The organism is Pseudomonas sp. RIT-To-2 (assembly GCF_029623465.1).
Classification (GTDB): domain Bacteria; phylum Pseudomonadota; class Gammaproteobacteria; order Pseudomonadales; family Pseudomonadaceae; genus Aquipseudomonas; species Aquipseudomonas silvicola.
This window is the reverse complement of sequence record NZ_JAPYKM010000011.1, coordinates 1-22,828: the sequence shown is the minus strand read 5'-3', so window position 1 is coordinate 22,828 and position 22,828 is coordinate 1. Positions and strand designations below refer to the sequence as shown.

15 protein-coding genes are annotated in these 22,828 nt (G+C 64.1%); 9 read left to right on the top strand and 6 right to left on the bottom strand.

All coding sequences use genetic code 11. The annotated features are described in order from the left end of the window. Positions 1-103 precede the first annotated feature (103 nt). Both QBK88_RS12150 and QBK88_RS12145 read left to right on the top strand, forming a co-directional pair. Positions 104-559, top strand: a complete 456-nt coding sequence (locus QBK88_RS12150) for a hypothetical protein (RefSeq protein WP_277962227.1) — start codon at positions 104-106, stop codon at positions 557-559. Between the two features lie 151 nt (positions 560-710). Further along, complete coding sequence (locus QBK88_RS12145; RefSeq protein ID WP_277962226.1) at positions 711-2,195, top strand: YdgA family protein; 1,485 nt, start codon at positions 711-713, stop codon at positions 2,193-2,195. 54 nt (positions 2,196-2,249) lie between these two features. Here the strand turns inward: QBK88_RS12145 and QBK88_RS12140 are convergent, their stop codons facing one another. Next, complete coding sequence (locus QBK88_RS12140; protein WP_277962225.1) at positions 2,250-2,876, bottom strand: LysE family translocator; 627 nt, start codon at positions 2,874-2,876, stop codon at positions 2,250-2,252. Positions 2,877-2,887: 11 nt separating this feature from the next. After that, complete coding sequence (locus QBK88_RS12135; protein WP_277962224.1) at positions 2,888-4,237, bottom strand: NCS2 family permease; 1,350 nt, start codon at positions 4,235-4,237, stop codon at positions 2,888-2,890. 322 nt (positions 4,238-4,559) lie between these two features. Between QBK88_RS12135 and QBK88_RS12130 the strand changes: the two genes are divergently transcribed. Further along, entirely contained in the window at positions 4,560-5,312 is a 753-nt protein-coding gene (locus QBK88_RS12130; RefSeq protein ID WP_277962223.1) for a GntR family transcriptional regulator, read from the top strand. A gap of 141 nt (positions 5,313-5,453) precedes the next feature. Here QBK88_RS12130 and guaD read toward each other — a convergent pair whose 3' ends face one another. The 4 genes from guaD to xdhA all read right to left on the bottom strand — a co-directional run bounded on the left by guaD (position 5,454) and on the right by xdhA (position 11,555). Continuing rightward, positions 5,454-6,758 (bottom strand): guanine deaminase, encoded by a 1,305-nt coding sequence (gene guaD / locus QBK88_RS12125; protein WP_277962222.1) that lies wholly within the window; start codon positions 6,756-6,758, stop codon positions 5,454-5,456. Positions 6,759-6,771: 13 nt separating this feature from the next. Continuing rightward, positions 6,772-7,608, bottom strand: coding sequence for a xanthine dehydrogenase accessory protein XdhC (gene xdhC, locus QBK88_RS12120; RefSeq protein ID WP_277962221.1), 837 nt, complete (start codon positions 7,606-7,608; stop codon positions 6,772-6,774). Between the two features lie 121 nt (positions 7,609-7,729). Beyond that, positions 7,730-10,123: a xanthine dehydrogenase molybdopterin binding subunit gene (xdhB, locus tag QBK88_RS12115; RefSeq protein WP_277962220.1), complete on the bottom strand. Its 2,394-nt coding sequence runs from the start codon at positions 10,121-10,123 to the stop codon at positions 7,730-7,732. Beyond that, complete coding sequence (gene xdhA, locus QBK88_RS12110) at positions 10,116-11,555, bottom strand: xanthine dehydrogenase small subunit (RefSeq protein WP_277962219.1); 1,440 nt, start codon at positions 11,553-11,555, stop codon at positions 10,116-10,118. Before xdhA ends, xdhB begins: the two co-directional genes overlap by 8 nt. A gap of 361 nt (positions 11,556-11,916) precedes the next feature. Here xdhA and QBK88_RS12105 point away from each other — a divergent pair, with 361 nt between their 5' ends. From QBK88_RS12105 to QBK88_RS12080, 6 genes are all read left to right on the top strand, one after another. Beyond that, positions 11,917-12,576, top strand: coding sequence for a GntR family transcriptional regulator (locus QBK88_RS12105; RefSeq protein ID WP_268144379.1), 660 nt, complete (start codon positions 11,917-11,919; stop codon positions 12,574-12,576). Positions 12,577-12,578: 2 nt separating this feature from the next. Further along, entirely contained in the window at positions 12,579-16,067 is a 3,489-nt protein-coding gene (smc, locus tag QBK88_RS12100; RefSeq protein ID WP_277962218.1) for a chromosome segregation protein SMC, read from the top strand. Between the two features lie 205 nt (positions 16,068-16,272). Continuing rightward, positions 16,273-17,166, top strand: coding sequence for a cell division protein ZipA (gene zipA, locus QBK88_RS12095; RefSeq protein ID WP_277962217.1), 894 nt, complete (start codon positions 16,273-16,275; stop codon positions 17,164-17,166). 113 nt (positions 17,167-17,279) lie between these two features. Beyond that, a complete protein-coding gene (gene ligA / locus QBK88_RS12090; RefSeq protein WP_277962216.1) occupies positions 17,280-19,637 on the top strand; it encodes an NAD-dependent DNA ligase LigA in 2,358 nt (785 codons plus the stop codon). A gap of 194 nt (positions 19,638-19,831) precedes the next feature. Then, positions 19,832-21,895: a maltose alpha-D-glucosyltransferase gene (gene treS / locus QBK88_RS12085; protein ID WP_277962215.1), complete on the top strand. Its 2,064-nt coding sequence runs from the start codon at positions 19,832-19,834 to the stop codon at positions 21,893-21,895. A 39-nt stretch (positions 21,896-21,934) separates the two neighbouring features. Continuing rightward, positions 21,935-22,828, top strand: an 894-nt coding sequence (locus tag QBK88_RS12080; protein ID WP_277962214.1) for a putative zinc-binding peptidase, incomplete at its 3' end; no start/stop codon positions are given.

Below are 22,828 nucleotides of genomic sequence, written 5' to 3'. Positions count from 1 at the left end.
ATTGGGCTTACTGTCAAAGTTGACAGTATCCGGATCGCGCAGGCTCAAAATACGATGATGCTCGCACAGTGGTGTGCGATTCACTGAAGTGGAGAGCCCTGACATGAGCCTGAAAGTATGGAAATTGGAAAGCCCCAAAGACGTGAGCCTTCCAGAGGTGAGCATCACAATCGGTACGCCAACCCCCGGCGTGATTAAATTTTCTGAGTTGTTTGACGAGGGAGAAATTCCCTGGCCTCTTCCCGCCGGCATTCAGTGGGGGGTGCCGATTTTCGGCGTGAGAGCAAAAACCGATCCCAGAGAAACGTTGTACTTGAACGTCTATAAAGGCGACCACAAGCTTAAAGAGTTAGGCCAGGCAGAAGGGAGTTCCAGTGGGCTCGTAACCATCTTGAATATTCCCGACTTCAGGCCTTGGTTGGACGATCGTGAGGCTGATCTGGAGATCGAGTTTGCGTACGGGGGCGATGTGGCCAGCTTGACGTCTGTAAGAGCGCCTCTGCGGGTTATAGACGACCTTGAGAATGTCAGATTGCTACGAGGTCGACTGATTGGCTAGCTCTGTTCAATCGTGCGCCAGGCAACCTGCGTCGCCACGGCGGCGCAGTCGCTATCGCCACCGCTAAACCTTTTCCCGACGAAACACTCTAAACGCCCGTTCGCGCTACTATTGTCATCCTCCTACCGAACGGAACTCGTCGAGTCGATCTATGAAAAAAGCAGCAGGTATTGCAGCAGGTGTCGTCATTGCCGTGGGCGTCATCGCCACCGCCGGCGCCTGGTACACCGGCACGCGCCTGGAAGGCGTGCTGCAGGATGCGGTTCGCCAGGCCAACGAACAGTTCGCCCAGTCCGGCACCACCGCCGAGGGCAAACCGCAGTTCAGCGCCGAGCTGGTTTCCCTGGACCGCCACCTGTTCAGCAGCACCGCCCACTACCGCCTGAACGTGCAAATGCCGCATTCCCAGGTGGCCCACTTCCAGTTGGTCGACCATATCGAGCATGGCCCCTTTCCTTTGTCGCGGGTGACGTCCCTGCGCCTGACACCGGTGATGGCGGCCAGCAACACGCAACTGGAAAAGACCGCCGACACCGAGAAGTGGTTTGCCCTGAACAAGGACCAGACCCCGGTGACCGGCCACGCGGTCATTCATTACGACCGCAGCAGCGAGACCACCTTCGACTTTCTGCCACTGGAGGCCAGGGAACCGGGCAGAACGCTCAAGTTCTCGGGCCTGACGTTGCAGGTCAACGGCACGGCTGATGCGCAGAAGTACGAGCTCAACGGCAGCATGGACAGCCTGTCCGTCGACGTGGCGGGTGAAAATGGTCCGGTACACGCCGACGCCAGCGGCCTGACCTTGTACAGCGGTGGTACCAAGGGCCAGTCCGGGTTCTACCTGGGCCATACCGAATTGAAGCTGGCCACCGCCAATGTGCAGGTTCCGAATGCACCGGGCGTGGCCTTGAAGGATTTCTCCGGCGCGGGGCTGATGCAGGAAGTGGAGGGCAAACTGTCCGCCGAGGCCACTTACCAGATCGGCGGCCTGACCCTGGGCAACCAGGACGTGGGCAGCGCGCAGATGGTGTGGAAGCTGGACAACTTCGACATCCAGGCCACCAAGTCGCTGTATGCCCTGTACCTGAGCAAGATCGCTCCGCAGCAGCAGGCTGCCGCCGCCGCGGGTGTGCCCCTGCAGGTCCGCCTGAGTGATGTGGACCAGAAGCAGCTCAATGCCGACCTGCTGGCCCTGCTCGCCGCCAAGCCGCACGTCGAGCTGCAGCGCCTGTCGCTGAAGACGGCCAACGGCGAGAGCCAGGCCAGCATGGCGCTGGACTTCACCAGCCCGGGTTCGCTGGACAACCAGACCCAGGACCTGGGCAAGAAAGCCATTGGCCTGCTGGATGCCAAGGTCACCCTGTCCAAGCCCATGCTGGCGGACCTGGCGACGGTGCAGGCGCACCTGCAAGGCCAGACCGACAAGGACGCCGTGGCGCTGCAAGCCAAGAACGTCAGTGACTCGGTCGGTGGCATGGCGGTGATGACCCAGTTGGGCAAGGTGGAAGGCGACAACGTCACCAGCCGCCTGCATTACGCCGACGGCGTGGTGGACTTCAACGGCCAGAAGATGACGCCCGAGCAATTCGCCGGCTTCATCGCCAACCTGTTGGGCCAGGAGCAAGCCCAACGCTGATCGCGGCAATCACCGATAGCCTCCTGTGGGACCGGCGTTCCCACAGGGGGCGGCTCAATGGCTGATCAACGCCGCCGCACCCGCGCCGCCGAACAGCGCGGCGCTCACCCGGTTGAACCAGCTTTGCCCGCGCCCGGTGCGCAGGTAGCGTGCCGCGCCGTGCGCGCCCAGGCCGTAACCCAGTTTGCACAGCAGGTCGAGCACCGCCCAGGTGGCGATCATGACGCCCAACTGCGCCGCCAGGGAATGCTCGGCGTTGAGAAACTGCGGCAGAAACGCAGCGAAGAACAGGATGTCCTTGGGGTTGCTGGCGCCCAGCGCAAAGGCGCGCCAAAACAGCGGGCCAAAGCGTGGGGCGGGCAGGGCAGCGGGTACCTCGGCGGCGCTGGGGGCCTGGCGCGACTGCTGCCAGCTCTGCCAGGCCAGGTAGAACAGGTACAACGCGCCCAGCAGTTTCAATGCACTGAACACCTGCTCCGAAGCCATCAGCAAGGCACCCAGCCCCAACGCCGAGGCGCTGAGCAGGCAGATGGAGGCACTGACCCCGCCCAAAAACGCCGGGTAGGAGCGGCGCACGCCGTAGTTCAGGCTGTTGCCGATCATCAGCAGCGACAGCGGCCCGGGAATCACGATCACTACCAGGGCGGCGGCACTGAACAACAGCCAGGTTTCCACACTCATTGTTCTCTCCTCTACAGAAACACGAACTTGGCAATGAAAATGACGCACAGCACCCACAGGCTCAGGGAAATCTCCTTCCACTTGCCCGTGCCCGCCTTCAGCGCCACATAGGTAATGAACCCCAGGGCGATACCGTCCGCCACCGAGAAGGTCAGGGGCATCATGATGGCCGTGACGATCGCCGGAATACTGTCAGTGGCATCGTCCCAATTGATATGCGCCATGCCGCTCATCATCAGCATGGCCACGTAGATCAGTGCGCCGGCCGTAGCATAAGCCGGAATCATGCCAGCCAACGGCGCGAAAAACATCGCGGCGATGAACAGCAAGCCCACGGTGACAGCGGTCAGCCCGGTACGGCCACCCGCTGCCACACCGGCGGCGCTTTCCACGTAGCTGGTCACCGGCGGCACGCCGACCATGGCGCCGAACACACTGGAAGCGCTATCCGCCTTCAACGCCCGGGACAGGTTGTCGATGCGCCCATCGGCCTGCACCAGCCCGGCGCGCTGGGCCACGCCCATCAGGGTGCCCGCGGTGTCGAACATGTGTACGAACAGGAACGCCAGCACCACGCTGATCATGCTCACGTTGAATACCCCGGCGATGTCCATGGCCATCCAAGTGGGCGCCAGGCTGGGCGGCAGCGAAAACACCCCGCCATACTGCACGATGCCCAGGCCCCAGCCGATCAGGGTGACCGTGACGATGCTGATGAGGATGGCGCCAAACACCCGGTGGTAGCTGAGCACGGCGATCATCAGAAAGCACAGGGCACTGAGCAGGGGCCCGGCCTGGTGCAACGAGCCCAGCTTGATCAGCGTGGCTGAACTGGCAACGATCAGGCCCGAGGTCTTCAGGCCGATCACCCCCAGGAACAGGCCCACCCCCGCGCCCATGGCATGGCGCAGGCTCACCGGAATGCTGTTGAGCAACCATTCGCGGACGCGCGACAGGGTCAGCACCATGAACAGCACGCCCGAGATGAACACCGCGCCCAGGGCGGTCTGCCAGGAATAGCCCATGGTGCCCACAACCGTATAGGTGAAGAAGGCATTCAGGCCCATGCCGGGCGCCAGGCCTACCGGCCAGTTGGCGTACAGGCCCATCAACAGGCAGCCCAGGGCGGCGGCGATGCAGGTGGCGACGAAAGCGGCGCCATGGTCGATGCCGGCGTCGGCCATGATGTTGGGGTTGACGAAAATGATGTACGCCATGGTGATGAAGGTCGTCAGCCCGGCGATCAGTTCGGTGCGCACCGTAGTGCCGTGCAGGCTGAACTTGAACAGGCGCTCCAGCAGGCCGCGGCGCGGCGGCGATGCGAGGTCCAGGGGTGCGGCTTCGGTTTTGTGGCTTTCCACAGCAAGTTACTCCTCAAGGCTTTTGTTGTTGTCCGGTGCCGCCGTGCGAAGGACGGCGGCACCGTGAGGCAGGTAAAAGTGGCGGAGCGCGCGACGGTTTGTTATTTGACCTTTGAGTCAGGTTTGTCGCTGTGACGGATTATGCGGTTGTATACAAATAAATCCAATAATGTTTTTTGATTTGTACGCAGGTTATTTTCCGATGCTGGCATATAGGGGGTCAGGGGTAGTTGCCAAGTGCCGCTATGCTTGACCTGACACAAGCCCGTGGCCCTGTGTACAATGGGCCATACTGCCGCCGCTACCACGCCTTCGAGTGCCCATGAACGAACAGCTGCAACCTCTCAAGAAACCTTCGCGCACGGCCAAGGCCGGGCGCCTCGGTACCCAGGACGACATTGTCTACGCCCACATTTTCGAGGCCATTCTCGAACAGCGCCTGGCACCCGGGACCAAATTGAGCGAGGAAGCGCTGGGCGAGATTTTTGGCGTCAGCCGCACCATCATCCGCCGCGCTTTGTCGCGCCTGGCCCACGAAGGTGTGGTGCTGTTGCGGCCCAACCGCGGCGCAGTGGTGGCCAGCCCCAGCGTGGAGGAAGCCCGGCAGGTGTTCTTCGCCCGGCGCATGGTCGAGCGCGCCATCACGGAGCTTGCGGTAGAGCACGCCACTGCCGAGCAGTTGGCCGAACTGCGGCAGATGGTGCTGGATGAACGCGACAGCTTTTCGCGCGGCGACCGTGGCGCCGGCATTCGCCTGTCCGGCGAGTTCCACCTCAAACTGGCCGAGGCGGCGAAGAATGCGCCACTGATCAGCTTCCAGCGCAGCCTGGTATCGCAGACCTCGCTGATCATCGCCCAGTACGAAAGCGGCAACCGCTCGCACTGCTCCTACGACGAGCACACCCAGCTGATCGACGCTATCGAAGCGCGCGACGCGGTGAAAGCGGTGGACCTGATGATGCACCACATGGACCACATCGACAGCAAGCTCAACCTGGACGACGACAGTGCGTCGGATGACCTGCACGCAGTGTTCTCACACCTGCTGCAAGGCAAGAAAACCACCAAAGCGTAGCAGCGGACCCGGCCGCGTCACAGGCGCCGCGCAGCATCAGGCCCACCGCATGCACCGCCGACGCAGCCAGGCCCACCGCATGCACCGCCGACGCAGCCAGGTCCGCTGCTACGCGGCTCGCAGGGACCCGGCCGGCGCGGGTTAACGCTGGTGTACCTTGGCGCCAGCGGCGTAGGTGGCCTGCACCGTGCGGTCGTCACCCAGGGTGGTCAACACGAACAGGGTCTCTTCGATGCTTTTGGACTGCTTGATGCGGTACGACAGCAACGGCGTGGCGTTGTAGTCCAGCACCAGGAAGTCGGCATCGCTGCCCGCCTGCAGGCTGCCCACCTTGTCTTCCAGGCGCAACGCCCGCGCGCCGCCCAGGGTCGCCAGGTACAGCGACTTGAAGGGGCTCAACCGCGCACCCTGCAGTTGCATCACCTTGTAGGCCTCGTTCAGGGTTTGCAGCAGCGAGAAGCTGGTACCACCCCCCACGTCCGTGCCCAGGCCTACGTTGAGCTTGTGTTTCTCGGCCATGGGCAGGTTGAAGAGGCCGCTGCCCAGGAAGAAGTTCGACGTCGGGCAGAACGACACCGCCGAGCCGGTTTCGGCCAGGCGTGCGCATTCGTCATCGCACAGGTGCACGCCGTGGGCGAACACCGAGCGCTCACCCAGCAGCTTGTAGTGGTCGTAGACGTCCAGGTAGCCCTTGCGCTCGGGGAACAGCGCCTTGACCCATTCGATTTCCTTGAGGTTTTCGCTGATGTGGGTCTGCATGTACACGTCAGGGTATTCGGCCAGCAACTGCCCGGCCACGGTCAATTGTTCCGGGGTGCTGGTAGGGGCGAAGCGCGGGGTGACCGCGTAGTGCAGGCGGCCCTTGCCGTGCCAGCGCTCGATCAGCGCCTTGCTGTCGGTGTAGCTGCTTTGAGCCGTGTCCACCAGGTAGTCGGGGGCGTTGCGGTCCATCATCACCTTGCCGGCGATCATGCGCAGGTCGAGCTTCTCGGCCGCTTCGAAGAAGGCATTCACCGACTCGGGGTGCACGCTGCCGAACACCAGGGCGGTGGTGGTGCCGTTGCGCAGCAGTTCCTTGATGAAGATGTCGGCCACTTCATCGGCGTGGGCCTTGTCGGCGAACTGGCTTTCGAACGGGAAGGTGTAGGTGTTCAACCAGTCCAGCAATTGCTCGCCGTAGGAGCCGATCATGCCGGTTTGCGGCAGGTGGATGTGCGTGTCAATGAACCCCGGGGTAATCAGGGCGTCGGTGTACTGCTCGATCATGAGGTCGCCAGGCAGCGTTGGCAGCAACGCTTCGGCGTGGCCGACGGCACTGATCTTGCCGTCCTCGACCACCAGCAGGCCGTCGGCGAAGTATTCGTAAGAAGCGTCGATGCCCACTTCTGCGGGGTCGCCAATGCTGTGCAAAATGGCGGCGCGGTAGGCTTTGCGGGTCAGGCTCATGGGGTTCCTTGTTTCAGGCTTGGCTGCGTCGCGAGTGCGGCAGCAGTTGGGCAATGGGTTCGGCGCTGGCAGTGGCCTGGCCGAAGTTTACGTTGTAGGTGGCGATGATTTCAGCGGCGACCGAAACCGCGATTTCCATCGGCAATTTGCCTTTGACGTCCGCCAGGCCCATGGGGCACTTCATGCGTTGCACCACCTGGGGGTCGAAGCCGCGGTCGCGCAGGCGATGCTCGAACTTGACGCGTTTGGTTTTCGAGCCGATCAGGCCGAACCAGGTGAAATCGTTGCGTTTGAGGATGGCCGCGGTCAGTTCAAGGTCCAGGGCGTGGTTGTGGGTCATGACGATGCAATAACAGCCCTTGGGCAGGTCATCCACCTCATCCACGGGTTCATCATTGACGATGGTGCGCACACCTTCAGGGATGAATGCGGGAAATTCCTGTGGCCGCGAGTCGATCCAGCGCACCCGGCAGGGCAGGCTGGCCAGCAAGGGCACCAGGGCGCGGCCGACGTGGCCGGCGCCAAACACGGCGATGTGCGCCTGCACCTGGCCCATGGGTTCGAACAGCAACACCGTGACGCCGCCGCAGCATTGGCCCAGGCTGGCGCCGAGGCTGAAGCGCTCCAGGCGCGTGCCGTGCTGGCCGTTGGCGAGCATCTCGCGGGCGATGTGCATGGCCTTGTATTCCAGGTGGCCGCCACCGATGGTGTCGTACAGCCGGGTGGCGCTGACCACCATCTTGGAGCCAGCATTGCGCGGCGTGGAGCCCTGTTCCTCGATGATGGTCACCAGTACGCAGGGTTCGCCTTGTTGCTGCAGTTCGGCCAGGGCGCTGATCCAGTTGTTCATGGTCTGGGTTCCTTGGTGTGTTCAATGGCCTCTTCGCAAGCAAGCTTGGCTTCCACAGGGTGAACCCCGGGGGCGGGTGTACGCTGTGGGAGCCAAGCTTGCTCGCGAAGAGGCCGGCCCATCAAACGACTTCTTCCGTGACGGGCGCCGCGGCAGCCGCCACCGCCTTGCGCATCTGCTCACACCCCCACAACACCCGCTCGGGCGTCGCCGGCGCATCGATCAGCGGCTGCACCTTGTAGTCCGCCAGGCTCGCCACCGCGTCCTTGATCGCGCACCAGGCGGCAATCCCCAGCATGAACGGCGGCTCGCCCACGGCCTTGGAATGGAACACCGTGTCTTCCGGGTTCTTGCGGTTCTCCACCAGCTTCACCCGCAGGTCGGCGGGCATGTCGGCCACCGCTGGGATCTTGTAGCTGGCCGGGCCGTTGGTCATCAGCTTGCCCTTGGCGTTCCACACCAGTTCCTCGGTGGTCAGCCAGCCCATGCCCTGAATATAGCCACCTTCCACTTGGCCGATGTCGATGGCCGGGTTCAGCGACGCACCCACGTCATGCAGGATGTCGGTGCGCAGCATCTTGTACTCGCCGGTCAGGGTATCGACCACCACTTCAGCGCAGGCCGCGCCGAAGGCGAAATAATAGAACGGCCGGCCGCGCGCCTGGCTGCGGTCGTAGAAGATCTTCGGGGTTTTGTAGTAGCCGGTGCTGGACAGCGACACCTGGCCCATCCACGCCTGCACGATCAGGTCAGCAAAGGGCATGATCAGCTCGCGTACACGCACATGGCCGTTGCGAAATTCCACGTCTTCATCGCTGACGCCGTATTTGCGCGCAGCGAATTCCACCAGCCGCTGCTTGATGGTTTCGGCAGCGTTCTGCGCGGCCTTGCCGTTCAGGTCGGCGCCGCTGGAGGCCGCCGTGGGCGAGGTGTTGGGCACCTTGTCGGTATTGGTGGCGGTGATCTGGATGCGGTCTATGCCCACCTGGAACACTTCGGCCACCACCTGGGCGACCTTGGTGTTCAGGCCCTGGCCCATCTCGGTGCCGCCGTGGTTCAAGTGGATGCTGCCATCGGTGTAGATGTGGATCAGGGCGCCCGCCTGGTTGAGGAAGCTGGCGGTGAACGAGATGCCGAATTTGACCGGTGTCAGCGCCAGGCCCTTCTTCAGCACCGGGCTGTGGGCGTTGAAGCGGCGGATCGACTCGCGACGCTCGTGGTACTCGCTACTGGCTTCCAGTTCCGCGGTCATTTCTTCCAGCAGGTTGTGTTCCACCGTCTGGTAGTAGTGGGTGACGTTGCGGTCGGTCTTGCCGTAGTAATTCGCCTTGCGCACGGCCAACGGGTCCAGGGCCAGGTGGCGGGCGATGCGGTCCATCACTTCCTCGATGGCGACCATGCCTTGCGGCCCGCCAAAGCCGCGGTAGGCGGTGTTGGAGGCGGTGTTGGTCTTGCAGCGGTGGCCGTTGATGGTGGCGTCGCCCAGGTAGTACGAGTTATCGGCGTGAAACATGGCGCGGTCGACGATGGAGGCCGACAGGTCCGGCGAGTAGCCGCAGTTGCCCGCCAGGTCCATGTGGATGCCATGCAGGCGGCCGCTGTCGTCGAAACCCACGTCGTATTCGACATAGAAGGGGTGGCGCTTGCCGGTCATCGACATGTCTTCCACCCGCGGCAGGCGCATCTTGGTGGGCTGGCCGGTGAGGTGGGCGACCACCGCGCACAGGCAGGCGGGGCTGGCAGCCTGGGTTTCCTTGCCGCCGAAGCCGCCGCCCATGCGGCGCATGTCCACCACCACCTTGTTCATCGACACGTCCAGCACCTCGGCCACCAGTTTCTGCACTTCGGTGGGGTTCTGGGTGGAGCAATAGACGATCATGCCGCCGTCCTCGGTGGGCATCACCGAGGAGATCTGGGTTTCCAGGTAGAAGTGCTCCTGGCCGCCGATGTGCAGGCTGCCTTGCAGGCGGTGCGGGGCGCTGGCCAGGGCGGTGTCCGAATCGCCGCGCTTGTGGGTGTGGCTGTCGAGCACGTAGTGCTGCTTGCGGAAGGCTTCGACCACGTCGAGCACCGGTTCCAGGTCTTCGTATTCGATGACCGCCGCCATGGCGGCCTTGCGTGCGGTTTCCAGGTCGCGCGCGGCCACGGCCACCACCGGCTGGCCGACGAACTCCACCCGGTCGATGGCCAGCAACGGGTCGCCTGGCAACAGCGGGCCGATGTCCTTCAACCCTGGGATGTCTTCGTGGGTGATGGCGATGCGCACCCCCTCGAAGTCGTAGCAGGGCGCGGTGTCGACCTTGAGAATGCGCGCGTGGGCGCGGTCGGACAGCCGTGCATACACATGCAACTGGTTGGGAAATTCGAGGCGGTCATCGATGTACTGCGCCTCGCCCGAGACGTGCTTGTCGGCGCTGTCATGCTTGACGCTGCGGCCCACGCCGGTGGTCAGGCCGGCGGCGAAGCGCTCGGCCAGTTGCGCCTGGGTCAGGGGTTCTGCGTGGTGGTTAGACATAGGCGGTCACCCGGGTCTCGGTGTGGGGCGATTGCTGCTCGATGAAATACTTGCGCAGCAGGTTCTGGGCGGCCAGCAGGCGGTATTCCTTGCTGGCACGAAAGTCCGACAGCGGCGTGAAGTCTTCGGCCAGGGCCGCGCAGGCGGCTTCCAGGGTCGCGTTGTTGAACACCTTGCCCAGCAACGCTGCTTCGCAGGCGCGGGCGCGTTTGGGAATGGCGGCCATGCCGCCGAAACCGGTGCGCACCTCGGTGATCACCTGGTCTTCGATGCGCAGGCTGAACGCCGCGCACACCGCCGAAATATCGTCGTCCAGGCGCTTGGACACCTTGTAGGCGCGGAAGCGGTGGCTGGCCTGGGCCCGTGGCACGATGATCTTCTCGATGAACTCGCTGTCCTGCCGCGCGGTGATGCGGTAGTCGATGAAATAGTCTTCCAGCGCCAGGGTGCGAGTGGTGTCGCCCTTGCGCAGCACGATCTGCGCGCCCAGGGCGATCAGCAGGGGCGGGCTGTCGCCGATGGGCGAAGCGTTGCCGATATTGCCGCCCAGGGTGCCCTGGTTACGGATCTGCAACGACGCGAAGCGCTGCAGCAGGTCACCGAAGTCGGGGTACTCGGCCTTCAAGGCTTCGTAGCAATCGGTAAGCGCGGTGGCGGCACCGATCTCCAGGCGGTCGTCAAAGTGCTCGATGCGTTTCATCTCGGCCACGTTGCCCACGTAGATCATCACCGGCAGCGTGCGGTGGAACTGGGTGACTTCCAGGGCCAGGTCGGTACCGCCCGCCAGCAGCCTGGCTTCGGGGTGCGAGCCATACAGGTCGGCCAGGTCCGCCACGGTCAGCGGTACCAGGCAGCGTTTGTCGCCGCTGTTGAGTTCACCGGTTTCGCGCGGGGCGATGGCTTTCAGCTGGGCGATGGTCTCGGCCTGGGCCTGGTCGAACTGGTCGGGGGCCTGCTGGCCGCAGGCCTGGTCGGCGGCCGCCAGGATGGGCCGGTAACCGGTGCAGCGGCACAGGTTACCGGCCAGGGCCTCATGGGCCTTGTGGTGGTCGGGCTGGTCGATGTTCTTTTGCAGGGCAAACAGCGACATCACGAAGCCTGGCGTGCAGAACCCGCACTGGGAACCATGGCAGTCGACCATGGCCTGCTGCACGCTGTGCAGACGGCCCTTGTGCTTGAGGTCTTCGACGCTGATCAGTTGCTTGCCGTGCAGGGAGGCGACGAACGTCAGGCAGGAGTTGAGGCTGCGGTAGCGCAGGCCATCACCTTCCAGTTCCGCCACCACCACGGTACAGGCGCCGCAGTCGCCGCTGGCACAGCCTTCCTTGGTGCCAGGCTTTTTCAGGTGCGTGCGCAGGTACTCCAGCACGGTCAGGTTGGGGTCCAGCGCATGTTCACTGCGCAATTCCCGGTTGAGTAGAAACTGGATCACGGTATGGCCTCACTGACACATTTTGTTGTTGTCGGCCCAGAATCTCGCAAGTCTGGCTGGGCGGTCAACAATTTTCTGACTTTAAAGTCAGGTTTTCAGGCGAGCGGCAATTCCCCAGTCCCGGGGGTGCTTTTTTGTGGGACCGGGCGAAGCTCGGGAAACAGACGACGCGGCCTCTTTGCCGGACGGTGGTATTGCCTTCCCGAGCTGCGCCCGGTCCCACAGTGGAATGCGTTGCCTGTCCTTCCCCCGATTATTTTGCTTAATTCATGCCAATTGGCCATGAACCCCTCTGCGATTGTGGGGGGCAAGTGCGCTACACTTCGCCGCTTGCCACGTTCAACGAGTTTGAAGGACAACCATGACGTTCAAGGCGCCGGACAGTCTCTCCGAGCAAATCGCCGATTACCTGGCCGACCGCATCATTCAGGGCGAACTCGCGCCCGGTGAGCGCATTCAGGAACAGAAAGTCACGGCTGCCCTCAATGTCAGCCGCGGCTCGGTGCGTGAAGCGCTGCTGATCCTGGAACGCCGCCACCTGATCGCGATCCTGCCGCGTCGTGGTGCACACGTGACCGAATTGAGCGCCCACAAGGTGCAGAGCCTGTGCGCGCTGATGAGCGAGATGTACATCCTGCTCGGCACTGCCGTGGCCGAACGCTGGAAAGCCCAGGCCGACCTGGCGCCGTTCCTGGTGATCCAGCAACGCCTGATGGCGAGCCTGGAGCGCAAGGACATCAAGGCCTTCGTTGAGGATAGCTTCAACGTGATGCGCGCGACCTATCCGTTCGCCGACAACCCGTACCTGCAGGAAACCGTCGAGAACCTGCAGCCGGCCATGAGCCGTACCTATTACCTGGCGCTGGAACAGCGCAAGGCCACCATGGGCGATTACATGCACCTGTTCAACAGCCTGCTCGAAGCCGTGGTGGCCCGTGACCTGCCGCGTATCCGCCAGGTACTGGGCGACTACACCCAGCGCAGTTGCCAGCTGGTGCTGGCCGCGCTGGCGGCGGACTGACCATGCGGCTCAAATGCATCAAGCTGGCCGGGTTCAAGTCGTTCGTGGACCCCACCACGGTGAACTTTCCCAGCAACATGGCGGCGGTGGTAGGCCCCAACGGCTGCGGCAAGTCCAACATCATCGACGCCGTGCGCTGGGTGATGGGCGAAAGCTCGGCGAAGAACCTGCGCGGCGAGTCGATGACCGACGTCATCTTCAACGGCTCCACCAGCCGCAAGCCCGTAAGCCAGGCCAGCATCGAACTGGTGTTCGACAACAGCGACAGCACCCTGGTGGGCGAATACGCCGCCTACGCGGAAATTTCCATCCGCCGCAAGGTGACCCGCGACAGCCAGAACACCTACTACCTCAACGGCACCAAGTGCCGACGCAAGGACATCACCGACATTTTCCTGGGCACCGGCCTGGGCCCGCGCAGCTATTCGATCATCGAGCAGGGCATGATCAGCAAACTGATCGAGGCCAAGCCCGAAGACCTGCGCAACTTCATCGAGGAAGCGGCTGGCATCTCCAAATACAAGGAGCGCCGCCGCGAGACCGAGAACCGTATTCGCCGCACCCACGAGAACCTGGAGCGCCTGACCGACCTGCGCGAAGAGCTGGAACGCCAGCTCGAACGTCTGCACCGCCAGGCCCAGGCCGCCGAGAAATACCAGGAGTACAAGGCCGAGGAACGTCAGCTCAAGGCGCAACTGTCGGCCTTGCGCTGGCAGGCCCTGAACGAGCAGGTGGCCCAGCGCGAAGCCGTCATCGGCACCCAGGAAGTCAGCTTCGAAGCCCTGGTGGCCGAGCAGCGCAACGCCGATGCCGCCATCGAGCGCCTGCGTGACGGCCACCACGACCTGTCCGAGCGCTTCAACCTGGTGCAGGGGCGCTTCTACTCGGTGGGCGGCGACATCGCCCGGGTCGAGCAGAACATTCAGCACGGCCAGCAGCGCCTCAGGCAGTTGCAGGATGACCTGCGCGAAGCCGAACGCTCGCGCCAGGAAACCGAGTCGCACCTGGGCCACGACCGCACCTTGCTGGCCACCCTGGGCGAAGAACTGGAAATGCTCGCGCCCGAGCAGGAAATGACCAGCGCCGCCGCCGAAGAGGCCGCCGCCGCCCTGGAAGAATCCGAAGCGACCATGCAGGGCTGGCAGGAGCAGTGGGATGTGTTCAACACCCGTTCCGCCGAGCCTCGGCGCCAGGCCGAGGTGCAGCAGTCACGCATCCAGCAACTGGACCAGTCCATGGAGCGCCTGGGTGAACGCCAGCGGCGCCTGAGTGAAGAACGCGCGCAACTGGCCGCCGACCCCGAGGACGCGGCCATTCTGGAACTGGGCGAACAACTGGCCGCCAGCGACATGCTCATCGAGGAGTTGCAAGCCGGCGAAGCCCAGCAGGTGGAGCGCCTTGAACAGGTGCGCGAGCAATTGCAGCAGGCCACCCGCGAGCAACAGCAGGCCCAGGGCGAACTGCAACGCCTGAACGGCCGCCTTGCCTCCCTGGAAGCCCTGCAACAGGCCGCCCTGGACCCCGGCACCGGTACCGCCGAGTGGCTGCGCGACCAGCACCTGGACCAGCGTCCGCGCCTGGCCGAGGGGCTGCGGGTGGACGCCGGCTGGGAGCTGGCGGTGGAAACCGTGCTGGGTGCCGACCTGCAAGCCGTGCTGGTGGATGATTTCAACGGCCTGGCGCTGGAAGCGTTCGAGCAAGGCGAGTTGCGCCTGCTCACCGCTGCCGGTGGTAGCCCGAGCGTGCCCGGCAGCCTGCTGGACAAGGTGCACAGCAGCACCGACCTCAGCGCCTGGCTGGGCCAGGTCAAACCGGTGGAAACCCTGGACGACGCCCTGGCCGGCCGCGCCCACCTGCAACCGGGCCAGAGCCTGATCAGCCGTGACGGCTACTGGGTGGGCCGGCACTTCCTGCGCGTCAGCCGTGCCAGCGATGCCCAGGGCAGCGTGCTGGCCCGCGGTCAGGAGCTGGAAAACCTGGGCCTGGAGCGCGACGAACGTGAAGCGGCCCTGGCCACCCTGGACGAGCGTCTTGAGCACCTGCGCGAGCAACAGGTCGTGCAGGAAGAAGCCCGCGAGCAACTGCGCCGCCAACTGGCCGAAGAGGCTCGTCAACAAGGTGAGCTCAAGGCGCAGCTGTCCGCCGGCCGCGCCAAGGCCGAGCAGTTGGCCCTGCGCCGCCGTCGCCTGGATGAGGAGCTGGCGGAACTGGCCGAGCAGCGCGCCCTGGAGAGCGAAGAGCTGGGCGAGTCGCGCCTGCAACTGCAGGACGCCCTCGACGCCATGGCCCAGGACACCGAGCAGCGCGAATTGCTGATGGCCCAGCGCGACAGCCTGCGCGAGCGCCTCGACCAGGTGCGCCAGGACGCCCGCCAGCACAAGGACCACGCCCACCAGTTGGCCGTGCGCCTGGGCTCGTTGCGCGCCCAGCACGACTCCACCCGCCAGGCCCTTGAACGCCTGGAATTGCAGGCCGAGCGCCTGACCGAGAAGCGCGAGCAGTTGTCGCTGAACCTGGAGGAGGGCGAGGCCCCCCTGGAAGAGCTGCGCCTCAAACTCGAAGAACTGCTGGAACGGCGCATGGCCGTCGACGACGAAATGCGCCTGGCCAAGGCCGCCCTGGAAGACGCCGACACCGAGCTGCGCGACGCCGAGAAGCGCCGCACCCAGGCCGAGCAGCAGTCGCAGATGATCCGCGGCCAACTGGAACAGCACCGCATGGAATGGCAGGGCCTGAGCGTCAAGCGCACGGCCCTGCAGGAACAGTTGCACGAGGATGGCTACGACCTGCAAGGCGTGATCGCCACCCTCGACGCCCTGGCCAACGAAAAAGAGGCCGAGGAAGAGCTGGAACGCATCAACGCCCGCATCCAACGCCTGGGCGCCATCAACCTGGCGGCCATTGACGAGTACCAGCAGCAGTCCGAACGCAAACGCTACCTGGACGCGCAGAACGCCGACCTGGTGGAAGCCCTGGACACCCTGGAAAACGTCATTCGCAAGATCGACAAGGAAACCCGTAACCGCTTCAAGGATACCTTTGATCAGATAAACGGTGGCCTGCAGGCCCTGTTTCCGAAGGTTTTCGGCGGTGGTAGCGCTTATTTGGAACTGACGGGCGAAGATTTACTCGATACAGGGGTCACAATCATGGCGAGACCCCCTGGCAAGAAGAACAGCACCATCCATTTGCTGTCTGGCGGCGAAAAAGCCCTGACGGCCCTGGCCCTGGTGTTTTCCATCTTCCAGCTCAACCCGGCGCCATTCTGCATGCTCGACGAAGTTGACGCACCGCTGGATGACGCTAACGTTGGACGCTACGCCCGGCTGGTGAAGGAAATGTCCCAGACGGTTCAATTCATCTACATCACCCACAACAAGATCGCCATGGAAATGGCCGACCAGTTGATGGGCGTGACCATGCACGAGCCCGGTTGCTCGCGCCTGGTAGCGGTGGACGTAGAGGAGGCGATGGCGATGGTCGACGCCTGACGCGCGAGCGAATTTGGACCGCTTGCACTTAATTGGCGTATCTGCTGCGACAGACGGTGTAAAGTTATCTTTGGTCGTGCTAGTTTATTAGACATATTTTCGTACGCGTGGGGAAAACGCCTGTCAGAACATAGAGTTGGCGCCACGTTTTAAAGGGGTTTAAACCCTTTATTTTTCAGCATTTTTCATAGAGGCACAGGATTAAATGGAAATCGGTCTGCGCGAATGGCTGATCGTCATCGGCGTGATTGTCATCGCCGGTATTCTCTTCGATGGCTGGCGCCGCATGCGCGGCGGCAAGGGCAAATTGAAATTCAGGCTCGACCGCAGCTTCTCCAACCTGCCGGACGAAGAGCACAGTGCCGAGGTACTGGGCCCGTCGCGGGTACTGGAAGAGGCCCGCGAGCCCTCGCTGGACGAGCATGACCTGCCGTCCATGAGCGCCCCTGCGCGTGAGCCGGTGGCCAAGCGCGGCAAACGCGAAAAACAGGAACAGCGTGAACGCGAGCGTGAGCGCGTGGCCGCCGAATCCACCCAGGGCGACCTGGCGCTGGAACCCGAGCAACCGACCCTGTTCAGTGCCCGCGACGACGACTTCCCGGACGACAAGGCCCCGGCCTTCAATGCCTCTGGCACCGCGCCGGCCGAGCACCGCGACGTGCCCCAGGCCGAGGAAGTGCTGGTGATCAGCGTGATCTCCCGTTCCGAAGGTGGCTTCAAAGGCCCGGCCCTGCTGCAGAACATCCTGGAAAGCGGCCTGCGCTTTGGCGAAATGGATATTTTCCACCGCCACGAAAGCATGGCCGGCAACGGTGAAGTGCTGTTCTCCATGGCCAATGCCGTGAAGCCCGGCATCTTCGACCTGGACGACATCGACCACTTCAGCACCCGTGCGGTCAGCTTCTTCCTGGGCCTGCCAGGCCCGCGCCATCCCAAGCAGGCCTTCGACGTCATGGTCGCCGCGGCCCGCAAGCTGGCGCACGAACTGGACGGTGAACTCAAAGATGACCAACGCAGCGTGCTGACGGCCCAGACCATCGAACACTACCGCCAGCGCATTGTCGAATTCGAACGTCGGGCGTTGACGCAAAAGCGTTGATCGGTGGCGGCTTGTTCCCGGGCTAAGCTCGGGAAGGCCGCACCAGGAAAACCTCGCCGAACACCCGAAGAGCAGCCCAGGCTGCTCTTTTGCTTTACACGAGAACACACAAGATGACCGCCGCCAACACCCGGATCCTCGAGCTGCGCGCCGAACTGGACCAGCACAACTACCGCTACCACGTGCTCGATGAGCCGAGCATCCCGGACGCCGAGTACGACCGCCTGTTCCGCGAACTCAAGGAACTGGAAGCCGCGCACCCCGACCTGGTGACGGCCGACTCACCGACCCAGCGCGTGGGCAACGTGGCCCTGACCGCGTTCAGCCAGGTGCGCCATGAAATCCCCATGCTCAGCCTGGGCAACGCCTTCGAAGAAACCGACATGCGCGACTTCGACCGCCGGGTGAACGAAGGCCTGGACCTGCCGGTGGGTGACCTGTTCGGTGGCGGCGCGGCGGTGGAATACAGCTGCGAACCCAAGCTCGATGGCCTGGCCGTGAGCCTGCTGTACCAGGACGGCCTGCTGGTGCGCGGCGCCACCCGTGGCGACGGCACCACCGGTGAAGACATCAGCGTCAACGTGCGCACCATCCGCAACGTGCCGCTCAAGCTGCACGGCAGCGGCTGGCCCGCCACCCTGGAGGTGCGCGGCGAAGTGTTCATGTCCAAGGCCGGTTTCGAACGCCTCAACGAAGCGCAGATGGAAGTGGGCGGCAAGACCTTCGCCAACCCGCGCAACGCCGCCGCCGGCAGCCTGCGCCAGCTGGACTCGAAGATCACTGCCAGCCGCCCGCTGGAATTCTGCTGCTACGGCCTGGGCCAGGTCTCGGAAAACATCGCCGAGACCCACATCGGCAACCTGGAAAAGCTCAAGACCTGGGGCATGCCCATCAGCCGCGAGCTGAAACTGGCCAAGGGCATCGACGAGTGCCTGGCGTACTACCGCGACATCGGCGAGCGCCGCAACGCCCTGGCCTACGAGATCGACGGCGTGGTGTTCAAGGTCAACAGCCTGGCCAGCCAGCGTGAGCTGGGCTTCCGCGCCCGCGAACCGCGCTGGGCCATCGCCCACAAGTTCCCGGCCATGGAAGAGCTGACCGAGCTGCTGGACGTGGAGTTCCAGGTGGGCCGTACCGGCGCCGTCACCCCGGTCGCCCGCCTGAAGCCGGTGAAGGTGGCCGGCGTGACCGTGGCCAACGCCACCCTGCACAACATGGACGAAGTAGCGCGCCTGGGCCTGATGATCGGTGACACCGTGATCATCCGCCGTGCCGGCGACGTGATCCCCCAGGTGATGCAGGTGGTCACCGAGCGCCGCCCGGAAAACGCCCGCCCTGTGCACATCCCCGAAACCTGCCCGGTGTGCGGCTCCCACGTTGAGCGCACGCAACTGGTCAAGCGCAGCAAGGGCAAGGAAACCGTCAGCGAAGGCGCGGTGTACCGCTGCGTCGGCCGCCTGGCCTGTGGCGCGCAACTGAAGCAGGCGATCATCCACTTCGTGTCCCGCCGCGCCATGGACATCGACGGCCTGGGCGAAAAAAGCGTCGAGCAACTGGTGGACGAAGGCCTGGTGAGCTCGCCAGCGGACCTGTACATCCTCACCCCCGAGCAGATCATCGACCTGGAAGGCTTCGCCGAGGTGTCCACCCGCAAGCTGCTGGACGCCATCGCCGCCAGCAAGCGGCCGACCCTGGCGCGCTTCATCTTTGCCCTGGGCATTCCCGATGTGGGCGAGGAAACCGCCAAAGTGCTGGCCCGCTCCCTGGGCTCGCTGGAGCGCATCATGGTGGCGCTGCCCCAGGTGCTGACCTACCTGCCCGACATTGGCCTGGAAGTGGCCTACGAAATTCACAGCTTCTTCGAGGACCCGCACAACCGCAACGTCATCGCTGAATTGCTGGGCCATGGTCTGGCACTGCAAGACCAGGGTGACGTACACGCCGAATTCGCCGCCAGCACCAGCCTGGCCGGGCTGATCGCCAAACTGGACATCAACTCGGTAGGCCCCACCGGCGCCGAGAAACTGGTGGCCAAGCTGGGCAGCCTGGACAAGATCATCGCCGCCGACGGCATCGACCTGCGCCAGGCCCTGGCCGCCAAGCAGGCGGACGCGGTGCGCGAATACTTCCGCGACCCGGCCAACGCCGAGCGGGCACTGAAGCTGGAACAGCAGCTGCAAGCCTTCGGCATGCACTGGGCCAGCGAGAAAAAGGTCGTCGAAGGCCTGCCCCTGGCCGGCCAGACCTGGGTGCTGACGGGCAGCCTGGAGCGCATGAGCCGCGACGTGGGCAAGGAGAAACTGGAAAGCCTGGGCGCCAAGGTGGCCGGTTCCGTGTCGGCCAAGACCCATTGCGTGGTCGCAGGGCCGGGTGCGGGCTCCAAACTGACCAAGGCCAACGAACTGGGCATCCAGGTGCTGGACGAAGACGCCTTCGTCGACTTCCTGCAAACCCACAACATCACTGTCTGACTTACGGCACACGCTTGTCTCTGTAGGACCGGGCGAAGCTCGGGAACAGGCCACCGCGCATTTGCGCAATGTTCACGTCGGCCTTTTCCCAGGCGTCGCCCGATCCTGCAAAGGGCTAACACCGGCCCTATGTTTATGCAACGATCCCACCGCCAGGCACTCATAAGGAAATGCCAAAATAGCGGGGGTCACCCATGTCAAAGCCGGACAAGGACTACATTCAATGGCTCGTGGACCAGTCCATGCTCCACGCGGCCAAACAGCGCGCCCTTCACTACGCCGGCCAGGCCCGGCTGTGGCAACGGCCCTTCGCCGAAGCCCGGCCACGGGACGCCTCGGCCATCGCTTCGGTCTGGTTCACCGCCTACCCAGCTTCCATCATTACCCGTGATGGCGGCTCGGTGCTGCAAGCCCTGGGCGATGAAACCCTGTGGCACGCGCTGTCGGACATCGGCATCCAGGGCATCCACAACGGCCCGCTAAAACTCTCCGGCGGCCTGCGTGGCCGCGAACGCACCCCCAGCGTCGACGGCAACTTCGACCGCATGAGCTTCGACATCGACCCGGACCTGGGCACCGAAGCGGAAATGCTCAACCTCAGCCGCATCGCTGCCGCCCACAACGCCATCGTCATCGACGACGCCATTCCGTCGCACACCGGCAAGGGCGCTGACTTCCGCCTGGCCGAGCGCGCCCACGCCGACTACCCCGGCCTGTACCACATGGTCGAAATCAAGGAAGAAGACTGGCCCCTGCTGCCCGACGTCGCCGACGGCCGCGACGCCTGCAACCTGCACCCCGAAACCGTCGACCTGCTCAAGGCCAAGCACTACATCGTCGGCCAACTGCAACGGGTGATCTTCTTCGAGCCGGGGGTCAAGGAGACCGACTGGAGCGTCACCCCGGTCATCGTCGGCGTCGACGGCAAGGCGCGCCGCTGGGTGTACCTGCACTACTTCAAGGAAGGCCAGCCCTCGTTGAACTGGCTGGACCCCACCTTCGCCGCGCAACAGATGATCATCGGCGATGCCCTGCATTCCATCGACATCATGGGGGCGCGCATCCTGCGCCTGGACGCCAACGGCTTCCTGGGCGTGGAGCGCCGCGCCGAAGGCAACGCCTGGTCCGAGAGCCACCCGCTGTCGGTCAACGGCAACCAGTTGCTGGCCGGCACCATCCGCAAGGCCGGTGGTTTCAGCTTCCAGGAACTGAACCTGACCATCGACGACATCGCCGCCATGGGCAAGGGCGGCGCCGACCTGTCCTACGACTTCATCACCCGCCCGGCCTACCAGCATGCGCTGCTGACCGGCAATACCGAGTTCCTGCGGCTGATGCTGCGCCAGGTGCACAGCTTCGGCATCGACCCGGCCTCGTTGATCCATGCCCTGCAGAACCACGACGAACTGACCCTGGAACTGGTGCACTTCTGGACCCTGCACGCCCACGACACCTACCTGTACCAAGGCCAGACGTTCCCGGGCAACATCCTGCGCGAGCACATTCGCGAGGAAATGTACGAGCGCCTGGCCGGCGAGCACGCGCCGTACAACCTGAAATTCGTCACCAACGGCGTGTCCTGCACCACCGCCAGCATCATCACCGCGGCCCTGGGCATACGCGACCTGGACGCCATCACCCCTGAGGATGTGCGCAAGATCCAGCACATCCACCTGCTGCTGGTGATGTACAACGCCATGCAGCCGGGGGTATTCGCCTTGTCGGGCTGGGACCTGGTGGGCGCCTTGCCGCTGCCGGCCGAAAAGGTGGCGCACCTGATGCAGGACGGCGACACCCGCTGGATTCACCGCGGCGCCTACGACCTGGTCGACCTGGACCCGGAAGCCGAGGTGTCTGCCGGTGGCATGCCGCGGCCGAAAACCCTGTATGGCAGCATCACGGCCCAGTTGCAGCAGCCGGACTCGTTCGCCACCCAGCTGAAAAAGATCCTGGCCGTGCGCCGTGCCTACGACATCGCCGCCAGCCGGCAGATTCTCATTCCCGACGTGCAGCACCCGGGCCTGTTGGTACTGGTGCACGAATTGCCGGCAGGGAAGGGCACGCAGATCACCGCGCTGAACTTCAGCGCCGAAAGCCTGGTGGAAACCCTGCACCTGCCGGGCATCGCCCCCGGCCCGGTGGTGGACATCATCAACGAACGGGTGGAAGGCGACCTCACCGACAGCGGCGACTTCACCATCACCCTCGACCCTTATGAAGGCCTCGCCCTGCGCGTGGTCAGCAGCACCCCATTGTAAGTACCACCACCGCTGGCCCCTGTCGTCCGGAGAAAGTGCATGTACCGTCTTTTCGAACAGTTGAGCACCCGCATCGCCGCCCCCTTCGTGCGCCAGCCCGAACGCAACAGCAAGGTCTGGCAGTGCCAGTGTGGCCAGGCGGTGTTCTTTCGCAACAGCCAGTGCCTGGCCTGCACTGCGGCCCTGGGCTACTGGCCGGACGCCAACGTTCTCTCCTCGCTGCAGCCCGCGGCCGACCCCGGCACCTGGCAGCTCGACGCCCGCCCGGACGCCGGCCCGTTCCGCCGCTGCGCCAACCTGGAAACGGCCGCAGCGTGCAACTGGCTGATCCCGGCCAGCAGCGGCCAGACCTTCTGCGCCTCGTGCGCCCTGAACCGCACCATCCCCGACCTCTCCGTACCGGAGAACCCCGAGCGCTGGGGCAAAGTGGAAACCGCCAAGCGGCGCATGGTTGCCCAACTGATCAACCTGGGCCTGCCCGTGGTGCCCAAGAGCGTGGACGAAGAAACCGGCCTGGCCTTTGACTTCGTCGGCATCGACCTGGAAGGCAACGCCCCCACCACGGGCCACGCCAACGGGCTGATCACCCTGGACATCAAGGAAGCGGACGACGCCCACCGGGAAAAAGTGCGGGTGATGATGCGCGAACCCTACCGCACCCTGCTGGGCCATTTCCGCCACGAAGTGGGTCATTACTACTGGGACCGCCTGGTAGCGCCCAGCCACTGGCTGGGTGAATTCCGCAGCCTGTTCGGTGACGAAACCCAAAGCTACGCCGACGCCCTGCAGCGCCACTACGACCAGGGCGCGCCGCTGGACTGGCAACAGTCCTACGTCAGCGCCTACGCCACCATGCACCCCTGGGAAGACTGGGCCGAAACCTGGGCCCACTACCTGCATATGATGGACGCCGTCGACACCGCCCAGGGCTTC